The sequence below is a fragment of the Bradyrhizobium lablabi genome (assembly GCF_018129385.1).
GTDB classification, from domain to species: domain Bacteria; phylum Pseudomonadota; class Alphaproteobacteria; order Rhizobiales; family Xanthobacteraceae; genus Bradyrhizobium; species Bradyrhizobium lablabi_C.
This window is the reverse complement of the sequence record NZ_JAFCLN010000003.1, coordinates 420,728-435,046: the sequence shown is the minus strand read 5'-3', so window position 1 is coordinate 435,046 and position 14,319 is coordinate 420,728. Positions and strand designations below refer to the sequence as shown.

12 protein-coding genes are annotated in these 14,319 nt (G+C 64.3%); 6 read left to right on the top strand and 6 right to left on the bottom strand.

Features of this window, described 5'->3' with window-relative positions; genetic code table 11:
• Positions 1 to 10 precede the first annotated feature (10 nt).
• The 3 genes from JQ628_RS08765 to JQ628_RS08755 all read right to left on the bottom strand — a co-directional run bounded on the left by JQ628_RS08765 (position 11) and on the right by JQ628_RS08755 (position 4,645).
• Positions 11 to 1,249 (bottom strand): MFS transporter, encoded by a 1,239-nt coding sequence (locus tag JQ628_RS08765; protein WP_212221923.1) that lies wholly within the window; start codon positions 1,247 to 1,249, stop codon positions 11 to 13.
• A gap of 361 nt (positions 1,250 to 1,610) precedes the next feature.
• Entirely contained in the window at positions 1,611 to 2,585 is a 975-nt protein-coding gene (locus tag JQ628_RS08760) for a TAXI family TRAP transporter solute-binding subunit (RefSeq protein ID WP_212221922.1), read from the bottom strand.
• Between the two features lie 14 nt (positions 2,586 to 2,599).
• Complete coding sequence (locus tag JQ628_RS08755; RefSeq protein WP_212221917.1) at positions 2,600 to 4,645, bottom strand: TRAP transporter permease; 2,046 nt, start codon at positions 4,643 to 4,645, stop codon at positions 2,600 to 2,602.
• A gap of 208 nt (positions 4,646 to 4,853) precedes the next feature.
• Between JQ628_RS08755 and JQ628_RS08750 the strand changes: the two genes are divergently transcribed.
• The 4 genes from JQ628_RS08750 (at position 4,854) to JQ628_RS08735 (ending at position 9,307) form a co-directional block, all read left to right on the top strand.
• Positions 4,854 to 5,807, top strand: coding sequence for a TAXI family TRAP transporter solute-binding subunit (locus JQ628_RS08750; RefSeq protein WP_212221916.1), 954 nt, complete (start codon positions 4,854 to 4,856; stop codon positions 5,805 to 5,807).
• A gap of 191 nt (positions 5,808 to 5,998) precedes the next feature.
• A complete protein-coding gene (locus JQ628_RS08745; protein WP_212221915.1) occupies positions 5,999 to 8,107 on the top strand; it encodes a TRAP transporter permease in 2,109 nt (702 codons plus the stop codon).
• Entirely contained in the window at positions 8,068 to 8,478 is a 411-nt protein-coding gene (locus JQ628_RS08740) for a DUF1850 domain-containing protein (protein ID WP_212221914.1), read from the top strand. Before JQ628_RS08745 ends, JQ628_RS08740 begins: the two co-directional genes overlap by 40 nt.
• A gap of 22 nt (positions 8,479 to 8,500) precedes the next feature.
• Complete coding sequence (locus JQ628_RS08735; RefSeq protein ID WP_212221913.1) at positions 8,501 to 9,307, top strand: SDR family NAD(P)-dependent oxidoreductase; 807 nt, start codon at positions 8,501 to 8,503, stop codon at positions 9,305 to 9,307.
• Here JQ628_RS08735 and JQ628_RS08730 read toward each other — a convergent pair.
• The 3 genes from JQ628_RS08730 to JQ628_RS08720 form a co-directional block, all read right to left on the bottom strand.
• Positions 9,304 to 10,848, bottom strand: coding sequence for a cation:proton antiporter (locus JQ628_RS08730; RefSeq protein ID WP_212221912.1), 1,545 nt, complete (start codon positions 10,846 to 10,848; stop codon positions 9,304 to 9,306). The genes JQ628_RS08735 and JQ628_RS08730 overlap by 4 nt on opposite strands.
• Positions 10,849 to 10,933: 85 nt before the next feature.
• Positions 10,934 to 11,704: a hypothetical protein gene (locus tag JQ628_RS08725; RefSeq protein WP_212221911.1), complete on the bottom strand. Its 771-nt coding sequence runs from the start codon at positions 11,702 to 11,704 to the stop codon at positions 10,934 to 10,936.
• Between the two features lie 79 nt (positions 11,705 to 11,783).
• Entirely contained in the window at positions 11,784 to 12,425 is a 642-nt protein-coding gene (locus tag JQ628_RS08720; protein ID WP_212221909.1) for a DUF924 family protein, read from the bottom strand.
• Between the two features lie 92 nt (positions 12,426 to 12,517).
• Between JQ628_RS08720 and JQ628_RS08715 the strand changes: the two genes are divergently transcribed.
• Together JQ628_RS08715 and JQ628_RS08710 are read left to right on the top strand one after the other, a co-directional pair.
• Positions 12,518 to 13,462, top strand: a complete 945-nt coding sequence (locus JQ628_RS08715) for a LysR family transcriptional regulator (RefSeq protein ID WP_212221907.1) — start codon at positions 12,518 to 12,520, stop codon at positions 13,460 to 13,462.
• A 73-nt stretch (positions 13,463 to 13,535) separates the two neighbouring features.
• A complete protein-coding gene (locus tag JQ628_RS08710; RefSeq protein WP_249127623.1) occupies positions 13,536 to 14,294 on the top strand; it encodes a tetratricopeptide repeat protein in 759 nt (252 codons plus the stop codon).
• Positions 14,295 to 14,319 lie beyond the last annotated feature (25 nt).

Genomic DNA, 14,319 nt, shown 5'->3' with positions numbered 1-14,319 from the left:
ACCGTATGCGCTAACGCCCTGGACCACCAGCGCGATTTCGCAGTGTTTCCGGCATCAAAATGCAGAACGCGATCAGCCCGGCGGCTGCTACCGCGGCCAGGAACAGGAAGGCCGCGCTGTACCCGGCCTTGACGATGATGAAGCCCGAGACCGCCGCGCTCAGTGCGCCGCCGAGTCCTGCGGCGGTTGCGATCGCGCCCTGGCTGACGTTGAAATGTCCGGTGCCATGCGTGAGGTCGGCGACGACGAGCGGAAACAGCGCGCCGAAGATTCCGGCGCCGACGCCGTCAAGCAATTGCACGCCCACCAGCCAATATGGATTCTCCGAGAGTGGATATAGCGCGCCGCGGACGGCCAGCACGCCGAGCGCCACGGCGAAGATCGGCTTGCGCCCCCAGACATCGGCTTTGTGCCCAACCAGCGCCGCGACCGGCACCATCACGACCTGCGCCGCGACGATGCAGGCCGACATCAGCGTGGTGCCGAGTTCGCGGTTGACCAGCGCGAGCTTTTGCCCGACCAGCGGCAGCATCGCCGCGTTGGCAAAATGAAACACTACCGTGGCGGCCGCGAAGATCAGGAGGGGCTTGCAGGTCAGCAGCACCTGGAAGCCGGAGGGCTGGTGATGCACGCCGGCTTCCGTTTGCGTCGCGCTGTCGAGCCCGCGTGCTACCTCGTTGTCGATAGCGCCGGCGGGAATTGAGAGCGTCGCGAATATGCTGGCCAGTGCCATCGCCGCCAGCAGCCAGAACACGACGACGGTTCCGAAGAAATAAGCTGTACCGCCAGCGATCGCCGCTGCCACGGCATTGCCGGCATGGTTGAACGCTTCGTTGCGGCCGGTACGCCGGGCGAAGGCTTGTGGCCCGACAATGCCGAGCGTCACCGCGGCGATGACCGGGGCGAAGATGGCACTCGCCGCGGCTGCGATGGCCTGTGTCGCGGCGATCAGTTCGAACCGCGACGTCAGGGGCAGAGCGAGGCATCCCATGGTGACGGCGATGGCGGCCGCCACCATCAGGGCACGCTTGGCGGTGCTGCGGTCGATCAGGGCGCCGGCCGGCGTTTGTGCGACGATGCCGGCGATGGCGGCCATCGACATCACAAGGCCGATGGAGGCTTCATCCCATTTCTGCTCGGTGAGCAGATAGATCGCGAGATACGGGCCGAGGCCGTCCCGGACATCGGCGAGGAAGAAGTTGAGGGCGTCCAGTGAGCGCCCGAGGCCGGATTTGTCGATGCTCGCCAATCCAATCGCCCCGGTTTGCTCAAGGTAAGTGGCCCCCGATTGAACCGGGTTCCTTGCACGGAAGCTGAATGTCGCTCGCGCACGGGAAGCGGATGCTGATTCTCGAAAAGATCATGCTTATACAAACAGATAGTGCAAGTCAGCGCCACAGAATAGCGGCCGCCGGTCAGCGGCACGGCCTACTGTGCATGGGGTTGTTTTCGATATTTTGATTTGGGCTCTGCATATACCGCCGAAACGGGCGCCGCGCTGCGTCCGGAAAAAGGCTATTCCCGCGCTGACCACGTGGCGGTCCGTGCCCCCCAAAAGAAAAGACCGCGGCGCATCGGCACGGCGGTCCCTGTTGAGTTCCGGCGTCCAGCTAGCCGCCGACGCCCTTTTCCTTGAAGTATTTCAGTGCGCCGGAATGGAACGGGATCGGCGAGCGGTCCTGCACCTGGTTGTCGAGGTTGAAGCTTTCGGCTTCCTTGTGCACAGCGACGATGTCGGCCTTCTTCTCCACCAGCGTCTTGACGATGGTATAGGCGTCGTCGTTGCTCATCTTGTCGCCGGTGACGATCAGGTTCCACACTTCGGCGATCTTGTTGTCCTTGTCGTAGCCGGGATAGGAGCCGGCCTTGATCACGCTCGGCGAGTAGAGTTTGCCGTATTTGGCGTTCATCTTCTCGACCGCGTCGGAATGGTCGATCAGCTTCATCTTCAGGCCGGGCGTGGCGGCAAGGTCGGTCACCGCGGCGGTCGGGATGCCGCCGACCCAGAAGAAGGCGTCGATCTTGCGGTCCTTGATGGCATTGACGGATTCGGCGACGCCGAGCCGTTCGCGGGTCATGTCCTTGTCCTTGTCGAGGCCCGAGCCCTCGATGACGCGGAACGCCATCACCTCGGTGGCGCTGCCGGGAGAGCCGGTCGAGACGCGCTTGCCCTTCAGGTCCGCCATGGTGTTGATGCCGGTGCCTTCCACCGTCACCACATGCATGCGGTTCGGGTAGACCACCAGCAGCGCCTGTAGGCCGACCTTGTTGTTCTTGAACTTGTCCTGGCCCTTCAGCGCGTCGAGCGCAGCGTCCGCCATGGTGAAGCCGAGTTCGCTCTGGCCCGTGCCGATCAGCTTGAGATTGTCGACCGAGCCGCCGGTCACTTCAGCGGTGGCCTGCACGTTCGGCAGCGACTTGGACAGCACGTTCGCGACGGCGCCGCCAAGCGGATAGTACACGCCGCCGGTGCCGCCGGTGCCGATCGAATAGACCTTCTGCTGGGCATGCGCGATGCCGGCCAGCGCCAGTCCGGCGGAAAGCGCGAACGCAAAAATCGCTGCGGTTTTTATTCTTGTTCTCATGGTCGTCTACTCCCTCAGTTTGCCGGCGCCGCTTGCGGCGGCGTCCGCGTTCTTAGCTGCCACACCAGCACGCCGAGGCCGATGATGAGCCCAGGCAGGTAGGTGTAGCTGATGTCGCGCCCGATCAACCATTCGACGATCGCCTCGATCAGGCTCGGAAATACCAGCAGCAGCCCCGATAGCAGAAGCAGGCCGCGCTCGATCGGCGTATTTTGTCGCAGTGCCCAGTTCTGGGCAACCGCCGCCAGCGCCAACAGGCCAAAAGTCGTCTTGATGGTTATCTCGACGATATCGACCCACGAGCCGCCCTTGGGGATCGAAAGCAACAGGCCGACGCCTTGCGGGTCGAGCACGAACACGAACGGCACCAGGAAGGCGGGCAGGGTATATTTCCAGGATTGCAGCGTGGTCCGGTAGGGATCGCCGCCGGTGATCGCGGCAGCCGCAAAAGGAGAGAGCGCGGTCGGCGGCGACACTTCCGAGAGCACCGCATAGTAGAAGATGAACATGTGCGCGGCGTAATCAGGCACGCCCAGTTTGATCAGCGCGGGCGCGGCGATGACCGCGCAGATGATGTAGGACGCGGTGACAGGCACGGCGAGGCCGATGATCCAGACGATCAGCGAGGTGTAGATTGCCGTCAGCAGCAGGCTGCCGCCGGCATAGCTGATCACAATCGAGGAGAACTTCAGTCCAAGCCCGGTCAGCGTGACGATGCCGACCACGATGCCGGCGCAGGCGCAGGTGGTTGCGGCGTTGAGCGCGCCGATCGAGCCGTCGGCCAGCGCCCTGACCAGCTTTTTCGGCACCAGCGCGGTGTCCTTGCGCAGGAAGCTCAGCGCGAAGGTGACGCAGATGGCGTAGAACACCGACAGCGACGCCGAGTAGCCGATGATCATGAAGAAGACCACGGCCAGCAGCGAGATGAAGTGGAAACCGTAGCGCATCGTCATCTGGCCGAGCGTCAGATCCGGCCTGAATGATACATCCCGTGCATGAAACTTTTTCGCGTCCAGCTCGACCATAATCAGCAGCGACAGGTAGTAGAGACAGGTCGGGATCGTCGCCATCCAGATCACGTCGAGATAGCTGATCTTCAGGAACTCGGCGATCAGGAACGCCGCGGCGCCCAGCACCGGCGGCGACAGGATCGCGCCGAGGCCGCCGGCCGCGAGCAGGCCGCCGGCGGCGTTCTTTTCGAAGCCCGCCTTTGCCATCATCGGATAGGCGACCGTGCCGATCATCACTGTCGTCGCGACGCCGGAGCCGGAGGGGCCGCCGAGCAGGAATGACGACAGCACCACCGTGCGTCCTGCGCTGTTCGGCTTGCCGCCCATCAGCGCCAGCGAAAAATCGATGAAGAATTTTCCGGCGCCGGAATGCTGTAGGAATGCGCCATAGATCGTGAACAGGATGATCAGCGTGGCTGAGACGTCGACCGCGACGCCGAAAATGCCTTCCAGCGTGATGAAGAGATGGCCGACCAGACGCGAGACGTCATAGCCGCGGTGGGTCCACGGCGCCGGCAGATGCGGCCCCAGCATCGCGTAGGCGATGAAGAACAGCGACACCACGGGCATGATCGGCCCGGTGGTGCGGCGCGTTGCTTCCAGAAGCAGCACGATGAAGACGATGCCGACGATGACGTCGAGCCGCAGCGGCGTGGTGGCGCGGTCAGTGAAATCCTCGCCGCCCCACAGCGCGTAGACGATGGTGGCGACCGCGACAATGCCGGGCACCACGTCCCACCAGCGCACCCGGTTGCGGAATCGCGTCGCCAGCGGAAACAGCAGGAAACTGAGGATCAGCGTAAAGGCGACGTGGGTGTAGCGCAGCTCCTGGGTCGGTACGATCGCGTAGGCTGCATAGAGATGAAACAGGCTCATCGCGACCGCGATCGCGGTCGAGATCTTCCCCGCCCAGCCCATCAGCCGGTTGGTGGCGCCTTCCTCGGCCTCGATGAAGGCCTCCGCCTTTTGCAGCGCCTCGTCGGAGACGGCAACGACCTCGTCATTGGCGGGCGCCTTGTCCTTGCCCGGTGATCTCTGGTCTGCCGTCATGCTTCCTCCTGCCCGCCAGCCTCGGCCGGCTCTTGTTGGGCGCATTGACCCTACTTTGGGCAAGCGTGGCAAGAGGCTGCGGGCCACCGACTTTCGGATGAGGCGGAACCAGGGTGCATTGCAAATAAGCCTGCCAGCCCTTCCCCCGGCGGCGTTGACCATGAAGGGTCATCCGGCCAATTTCCGGCGCGCTTTAATGGGGAAACTAATGCCAGTTCATTCGCGACTGACCGCATTCGCGGTCGCTTCGGCTATGGTCCTTTCGGCTCCATCCGCCATGGCCCAGCAATTCATTAACGTCCTTACCGGCGGCACGTCCGGCGTCTATTACCCGCTCGGCGTCGCCATCAGCAAAATCTACGGCGAAAAAATTCCGAACGTCAAAACCCAGGTGCAGGCCACCAAGGCTTCGGTCGAGAACCTGATCCTGCTCCAGCAGGGCCGCGGCGAGATCGCATTCACGCTCGGCGACTCCTTGAAAGCCGCCTGGGAAGGCGACGAGGAAGCCGGCTTCAAGAACAAGCTCGACAAGCTGCGCACCATCGGTGCGATCTATCCGAACTACATCCAGATCGTCGCCACCGCTGACAGCGGTGTGAAGACGCTGGCCGATCTGAAGGGCAAGAGCCTGTCGGTCGGCGCGCCGAAATCCGGCACCGAGCTGAACTCGCGCGCCATCCTTGCCGCCGCCGGCATGAGCTACAAGGACATGAAGAAGGTCGAGTACCTGCCGTTCGCGGAATCGGTCGACCTGATGAAGAACCGCCAGCTCAACGCGACCTTGCAATCGGCGGGCCTCGGCGTTGCCTCGCTGAAGGATCTTTCCACCTCGACCGAGATCAATGTGGTTTCGGTGCCGAAGGAGATCGTCGACAAGATCGGCCCGCCCTTCGTCGCCGTGACGATCCCGGCCAACACCTATACGGGCCAGGACAAGGATGTCCCGACCGCGGCCGTCGTGAACTATCTGGTCACAAGCTCCGCGGTGTCGGACGATCTCGCCTACCAGATGACAAAGCTGATCTTCGAGTCGCTGCCGGAGCTTGCCAACGCCCATGCCGCCGGCAAGGAGATCAAGCTGGAGACGGCTGCCGGCGGCAGCCCCGTCCCGCTGCATCCCGGCGCGATCCGCTATTACAAGGAAAAGGGACTACTGAAGTAGGGAGCACCGCGCTGCCTCTGCCGTCATTGCGAGGAGCGAAGCGACGAAGCAATCCAGCTTTTTTTGGGTGTGGCCCGATGGATTGCTTCGCTTCGCTCGCAATGACGGGGACAGCGGTTTTCGAGGCGCCGCGTTCCATCCAGGAGCGAGCGACTCAGCTATAAGCCTCGCAGGGCAGGGGACGACTTAAGATGCAACTCGCCGAGGGCACACCGGAGCCCATCAAGGTCGAATTCGACAACTTTGAGCACGGCTTTCCGCCGGGCTTCGGGCCGGGTGGGTGGGCCTACCTCGCCTATGCCATCGGCCTCGCCTTTGCGGTGTTCCAGCTCTACGTCGCCGCGTTCAATTACCTGCCGAGCCAGGTGGTGCGCGGTGTCCATGTCGGCTTCCTGCTGCTGCTCACCTTCGGCCTGATCGGCAACTTCACCGCCAAAAGCGATTTCGGCCGCGCGCTCGGCTGGATCATCGGAGCGCTCGGCTTTGCCTGCGGCCTCTACCAATGGATCTTCTATGCCGACCTGATCGCGCGCGACGGCGATCCGACCCGTGTCGATCTAGCCGTCGGCACACTGCTGGCGGTGCTGATCTTCGAGGGCACGCGGCGGCTGATGGGGCTCGCGCTGCCGCTGATGTGCGGCGTCTGTTTGCTCTATTGGTTCTTCGGCCAGTATCTGCCGTCGCCGCTCAACCATCGCGGCTATGATTTCGATCAGATCATCAGCCATCTCTCCTTCGGCACCGAAGGCTTTTACGGCGTGCCGATCTATGTCTCGGCGACCTACATCTTCCTCTTCATCCTGTTCGGCTCGTTCCTCGAACGCGCCGGCATGATCCAGCTTTTCACCGACGTCTCGCTCGGCCTGTTCGGCCGCACCCGCAGCGGCCCCGCCAAGGTCGCGGTGTTCGCCTCGGGCCTGATGGGCACCATCTCCGGCTCCGGCGTCGCCAATGTCGTCACCGTCGGCCAGTTCACGATTCCCTTGATGATCAAGTTCGGCTACCGCCGCGCCTTTGCCGCCGGCGTCGAGGCCACCGCCTCGATGGGCGGACAGATCATGCCGCCGGTGATGGGCGCGGTCGCCTTCATCATGGCCGAGACGCTCGGCGTGCAATATTCCGAGATCGTCAAGGCCGCGGTGATCCCTGCGGTCCTCTATTTCGCCTCCGCGTTCTGGATGGTGCATCTAGAGGCCGGCAAGCACGGCCTCGAGGGCATGAAGAAGTCGGAAATTCCGAGCGCCTGGAAGGCGCTGGTCGAGCGCTGGTATCTCGTGCTGCCGCTGGCGGCGCTGGTCTACATGCTGTTCGAGGGCTTTACGCCGCTCTATGCCGGCAGCATGGGGCTCGCGCTCACCGTCGCGCTGATCCTCGGCGCCAGCATCACGCTTGGCGTCTCCAGCGCCGTCGTCCGCTACATCTTCTGGATCGGGCTGGCGCTCGTCGTCGGCGCCGTCTCGCGCCACGGACTCGAGATCGTGCCGGTGGCTTCCGTCGTCGGCGGCCTGATCCTGATCGCGGCGATTTCGCGCGGCGGCCGCGCCACGCTCGCCGCCTGCCGCGACTCGCTGGCCGACAGTGCAAAATCGGCGCTGACTGTCGGCATGGCCTGCGCCATCGTCGGCACCATCATCGGCATGATGACGCAGACCGGCGTCGGCACCATCTTTGGCAGCTGGATCATCGGCCTCGGCGCCAAGAGCCTGTTCCTGGCGCTGGTCATGACCATGCTGCTGTCGATCCTGCTCGGCACCGGCATTCCCACGATTCCGACCTACATCATCACCGCCGCGCTGGCCGCGCCGGCGCTGGCAAAGCTCGGTGTGCCCTTGATCGCGAGCCACATGTTCGCGTTCTACTACGGCATTATGGCCGACCTATCGCCGCCGGTGGCGCTGGCCGCGCTGGCGGCTGCACCGATCGCGAAGGAAAACCCTGATAAAATCGGCTGGGAGGCGATGCGCATCGCACTCGCCGGTTACGTCATTCCCTTCATCTTCGTCTATTCGCCGGCACTGATGTTGCAATCCGGCGATCCCATGGAAGCCCAGCTCGGTTTCTATGGCGCGGTCGCGCTCGCGACCTTCAAGGCGCTGGTGGCCATCGCCCTGTTCGGCATCGTCGCCATCGGTTTCCTGTTCACGCGCCTGACGCTGGTGGAACTGGTGGTCGCCCTCATTGCCTCGCTGTGCCTGCTCGGTGACTTCCGCTTCAGCGACACCGTCGGCTTCACGCTCGCGGCTGCGGTCGTGCTGTGGCAATGGCGGCAGCGCGTACAGAACAAGGTGGCGGCGGCTTGAGCCTGTGCCTTGCCTCGGCCGGCGCCGTCAAGGCGCTGTCGCTAGCGGCGTTCACGCTGGTGTGGACCCATTCCATCGAAAAGGTCGACTGGCAGGAGGACTGGCACGTCACGCCGGCCGGCCTCGAACTAGCGCAGGCACGCGTCAAAGGTACTGGCGCGGGTATGGAGCCGCCGCCGGAAGCGCGGCTGATCGACGGCTGGTTCGTCTGGAAGCCAAAGCGGCCGCCCATGCCGGAAGTGGTGCTCGGCAATTCCGGCGCCGCCGGCGAATGGCGCCTGTGCGCGGATGGTCAATGCCGGACACTCTCGGCTATTCTCGGCCATCCGGTCGGGGCCAATGTCACGGCCATGCGCGTTTGCGATCAATAAAGAAACGGCAAGGGAGAACTAAATGGACCGGCTCAAGGGCAAGGTGGCGATGGTGGTGGGCGCGGGCTCGGTCGGGCCGGGCTGGGGCAACGGCAAGGCCACCGCCGTGACCTTCGCGCGCGAGGGCGCGCAGGTATTTTGTGTCGACCGCAATGCAGCGGCCGCGGAAGAGACGGTCAACATCATCAGATCCGAGGGCAACAAGGCTACCGCCTTCACCGCCGATGTCTCGCGCGCCGGCGATGTCGAGGCGATGGTCGCCGCCTGCCTGAAGGCCTATGGACGCATCGACGTGCTCGACAACAATGTCGGCATCGCCGAGATGGGCAATGTGGTTGAAGTAGCCGAAAGCGAATGGGACCGGGTGTTCGCGGTCAACCTGAAGAGCGCGTTCCTCGCCATGAAGCATGTCATTCCCGTGATGCAGGAGCAGGGCGGCGGCTCGATCATCAACATCTCCTCCATCGCCTCGATCCGCCATCTCGGCATTTCCTATGTCAGCTACGGCACCTCGAAGGCCGCGATGAACCAGATGACCAAGACCACGGCGGTGCAATTCGCGCGCGACCATGTGCGGGTGAATACGATCCTGCCCGGGCTGATGAAGACGCCGATGGTCGAGCATTCGGCGGGATTGGCGGCCAGCTATTCCGGCGGCAATGTCGAAGCGATGTGGCGCGCCCGCGATGCGCAGGTGCCGATGGGCCACATGGGCGATGCCTGGGACGTCGCGAATGCCGCGCTGTTCCTGGCTTCCGATGAATCGAAATACGTGACGGGTATCGAGCTCGTTGTCGACGGCGGGATCACGGTGAAGGCCGGGTCCTAACCGTGCGCGCTCAGCTCGGCGCGGTCGAGCTCTTCCTCCAGCAGGTGGAATGCGTCATCGCCGATCTCCTCGGCGAAGCGTAGTTGCAGGACCGCGCGGCGCGCCGCGGCAATCGCACGGCGGCGCAAGGGATCGGCGGGCAGCCCGGCCAGCGCGATCCCGCCGGCCGGATCACTCTCGATGCGCAACAGCATCGTCCGGTACTCCAGTCGCAAAATTTCGGCGACATCAGAGGAATCGCCGTCGATTTCCTCCAGCGCCGCGCGATAGCCGACGGCGCGGGCGTGCGACGCTTCGGCTGCGACGGGGTCTTCATCCTTCAAACCCAGCGCCAGGATCAACGGCCGCAGCGTCAGCCCCTGGACAACGAGCGTTCCCAGCACCACCGCAAAGGCGGTGAACAGGATGATGTCCCGCGCGGGAAAGGCTTCGGGCAACGCAAAGGCCGCCGCCAGCGTGACGATGCCGCGCATTCCGCACCAGGATACGACGATGCCGCTCTGGAGGGTCGGGACAGGGAAAGTGGTGGGAGGACGAACCAGGCCCGATCTGATCAGCGCGCGGAACGTGACGCCATACAGCATGACCCAGGCGATGCGGGCGAGGATCACCGCAACGACGATCAGCGCGGCAAAGCCGCAATATTCCAGCCGCACGAACTCGTCGAGCCGCTCCCAGATCGGCCGCAATTGCATCCCGATCAGCATGAAGGCGAGCACGTTGAGCACGAACACGGCGGTGTCCCACACCGCATAGGCCGGAACGCGAAGGCGGGCGGGTGTTCTCGCGGGCGCGGTGCGCGCAATGGTGATGGCGAACACGACGACGGTGAGGATGCCGGAGAGGCCGAGCCGCTCGGCCAGTATCCACACCGTGAACGCGCCGGCGAATTGCGTGATGATGGCGCTTGGTGCCTCGGTGATGCGGACCATGACCCGCGTCCATATCCGCGCCAGCAAATATCCGGCGATCAGGCTTCCGACAAGCGCAAGCAGCACGGGGGGTGCAAACGCGGTCCATGTGAAGTGATTGACGGCTGCAGCTCCAACGGCGACGCGATAGATCAGCAGCGCGCTGGCGTCGTTGAGCAGGCTCTCGCCCTCGAGGACCTTCAGGATGCGGTGCGGCAGGTTGACCTGTCGCAGGATGGCGGTCGCCGCCGCGGCGTCCGGCGGCGCCACGATCGCGCCGAGTGCGATTGCCGCCGACCACGGCATGTCGGGCCGCAGCGTATGCGCCAGCACGGCGACCGCGGCGGTGGTGACGCCGACCGCGGCAAACACCAGCGCCGAAACCGGCACCCAATTATTACGAAGGTCGCGCAGCGAGGTGTCGTAGGCGGCATCCATCAGCACCGGTGCGACGAACAGCGCCAGCGCCAGATCGGGTTCGAGCGCCCATGAAGGCCCGTGCGGGATGAAGGGAATCAGCGCACCGCAGATGGCGAGCAAGGTAGGGTAGGGCACGTTGATGCGCCGCGCCAATGCGGACAATGCCACCGCACCGAGCAACAACCCGATGATCCATTCGAATGTATGCAAACCCAAATTCCCTGCCGGCGGAGAATGCCGCCGGCAGGGTGTTTAGCACAGCGTCATATGTGCTGCACGATAGGCGAGTGACGGCTCATTGCGCCATCGCCAGCAGGCCGCCGGCAAATGCGTGCCACGCCTGCGTCTCGCTGATCGGCAGGTTGAGCAGTTTTACCGCGATCAGCGCGATGCCGCCGATCACATAGACCGGGTGCGGGCGGCCGCGGGTGCGCCAGTCATGCACCATCGCGACCACCAGCAGGAGATACGCGACGAACGCGGGCGGGATCGTCACCACGACCGGTGGCGGGCCGGCCGGTCCGGGAGGCGCGAGGAAGGTCAGGAACCAGCGCGCGACTGCCGCGTCCAGCACCGAGATGCCGGCCAGCAGCATCAGCCGCTTGTGCGCTTCGGGATCGCGCACCGCCGCGACGCCGAGCGCGAAGATGACGGCAAAAGCCGCAATGCCGGTCAGCGGCACAATCGAGAAGGCGATGCCGGCATCGGCCTGGCCGATCGCGGCGGCACGCTTCATCGAAGCGATGGCGGCGAGAACGCCAAAGATCGTCATCGTCGTTGCCAGCGAAACGCCGATCAGGCCGACCGAGCGGTGACGCATGACTTGTCCGGACGATGCAAGCCACGCCTGGAACACGAAAAAGATCGACCAGGCAAAGAACACCATGCCGTGCAGGTGAATGATCGCCGGCGCCGAAAATTTTCCGGATGCCAGCGGCACGAAATAGGTTGGGGCAAAGCCGATGAAAGCGACGGCCGCGCAGGCCAGCGCCATGTTGAAGTAAAAGTACCGCGCAGGCGACGCCACTGCTCCGCTTACGCGGCGGTCTTCGATCAGGATTGTCATGGGGATCTGGTCTCTCGAACGTGGAACACGTTTGCCGATGGTTAGCGTATTGTGCAGCCTGCTCGAGTGATCTGGATCACTAACCGGAGTATCCGCCCGCATCGAGGAAGCGCTGCTCCTCTTCGGTCATCATGCGTCCGAGAATCAAATTGCGGTGAGGAAAGCGTCCGAACCGCTTGACGATGTCGCGATGGCCCTCGGCATGGGCGAGGCTTTTCTCATCGAGTGCACGGCAGAGCGCGACCGAACGCTCCTGGTCCGCGAGCGCTTCGGAGTGCGCGAACGGCAGATAGAAGAAGAGGCGCAGATCGGCATCAAAATGCCGGTCGCGGCCGGCGGCAATGGCGGCGTCGGCGGCTGCAAGCGCCTTCGCATCGCTGGCATACATCCGCGGCGTGCCGCGAAACGCGTTGCGCGGAAACTGGTCGAGCAGAAGGATCAGCGCCAGCGCGCCGCCGGGTGTCCGCTGCCAGTGATCGAGGTCTCCGCGACAGGCTGCCTCATGAGCCTCCATAAACGTCTCGCGGAAGCGGCGATCGAACGCGTCATCCTTGGCGAACCAGAGCGAAGGGCCGGCTTCGCTCCAGAAGGCGATGATACCAGAAGGGCGGATGGGAACGCTCGCGGGAACACTGCTCGCGGCAATACTGCCGGAATGAAACTGCTGCTCCAGATATCCCTCGCGGGTCGCGGCGCCGCCGCTGATCGTCCAGCACTGCATCCTGGTCTCCTTTGATCGGTACGCCTGTCGGTGCGTTGCCCGGAAGACTGGCAGTTGGATTTGGATGAATCCAATGATATGATTTATCTGATATGATGAATGAAATTAACCTGGCGCGCGCCGACCTCAATCTGCTGGCCTTGTTCGAGGTGATCCTCGGCGAGCGCCATCTCGGCCGCGCGGCGGCGCGGCTGAACCTGACGCCGTCCGCCGTCAGCCACGGGCTGTCGCGGCTGCGGCGCCTGCTCAACGATCCGTTGTTCCTGCGCGTGCCGAAGGGGGTGATGCCGACCGCGCGCGCCCTGGCGCTGGCCGAGCCGATCGCCGACGTGCTGGCGCGCACGCGCAATGTGCTGGCGACCGCCGAGCCGTTCGATCCCATGACGTCGAAGCGCCGCTTCATCATCGGCGCGCCGGACGGAATTTCTCCGGTCTTCCTCGCGCCGCTGCTGGCAAGGCTGGATCGCCGCGCCCCCGGCATCGACATCGGGATCCGGCAGTTGCTGCCGCCAAGCGGAGGCCAGTCGGTCGAGCAGGCATGGACGCCGGCGCTGTCGGAGCTCGAGCGGGGCGCAATGGACGTCGCGGTGGCGCCGATCGATGGCGCGCCGCCGCGCTTCGTCACCCGTGTGCTTTACGAGGAAGACTTCGTGGTGGTCGCGCGCAGGCGCCATCCGTTCGCCGTCAAGCCGACATTGCAGCGATTCTGCGAGGCGAGGCACATCGTGGTCTCCATGACCGCCGATCCGCGCGGCTTTCTCGACAAGGAACTGGCGAAGCACAATGCAACGCGCGATGTCGCGCTCACGGTTCCGGATTTCGGCTCTGCATTGGCGACCGCAGCCGACACTGACTTGATCGTCGCCATGCCGCGACGCTTCGTCGCGATGCATGCGGCGCGCTTTGCCGTGGTTGCCCGCGAAGTGCCGCTGCGGGTACGAAAATTCTCGATCCGCGCGGTGGTGCCGAAGGCGGCGCTGATGGATGCCGGTCTTGCCTGGTTGTTCGACGAGCTGCGCGCCGCAGTCTCCTCGTAATCCCCGTGTTATGCTTCTGCCGGAAACTCTTCTGTCGGTATGCAGCTCTGGTTGCTACGGTCGGTTCATGTCGATGGCGTGCAGAATAACGGCAAGGGTCCTGGTCGCGTCGGCGCTATCGGCCGCCGCGCAAGCGACGTTCGCGACCAGCGCGGAGCCCGAGAAGGATTTGAAGGTCGATACTGCGCCATGCCTTGCGGCGGCCGCGGCCAGTGACGACGACAAGATCATCGCCGTCTGCGGTCCGCTGATCGCCAATGCGAAGACCGAGAAGATCGATCGTCTCAAGGCGCTGCTCGCGCGCGCGGCCGCCTATCAGCGCAAGGACAGCGTCGACAGCGCCATCGCCGATTACGATGCTGCGTTGATGCTCGACGCCGCGCAGGCCGACGTGCTCAATACCCGCGGTGAGCTCTGGCGCAGGAAGGGCGACCAGCGCAAGGCGTTGTCGGATTTCAGTGCCGCGCTGAAACTCAATCCGGATCACGCCGCCGCCAGGGCCAACCACAAGGCGCTGGCACAGGAGCTGGAACGGGCCGGGGCGCTGATCGCGGTCAAGGGCAAGCCGAGCTTCAATTGTGCCACCGCCCGGCGCGCGGTCGAGAAGGCGATCTGTGCCAACCCGGAGCTGGCTGATCTCGATCGCGAGATTTACGGCTCCTTCGTCCGGGTGGTTCGCGAAGCCCGCGACCCGCGCGAAGCCCGCGCCGTGCAGCGCGAACAGGACGAGTTCATCGCCCGCCGCAACGCGCAATTCGGCAAACCCGGCTATGACCTGCAAAAGGCCATGCGGGAACGGCTCCAGAAGATCAACGGCGTGGACGGGTATTAGGGCCTGATCCGATAGAAAGAACAGC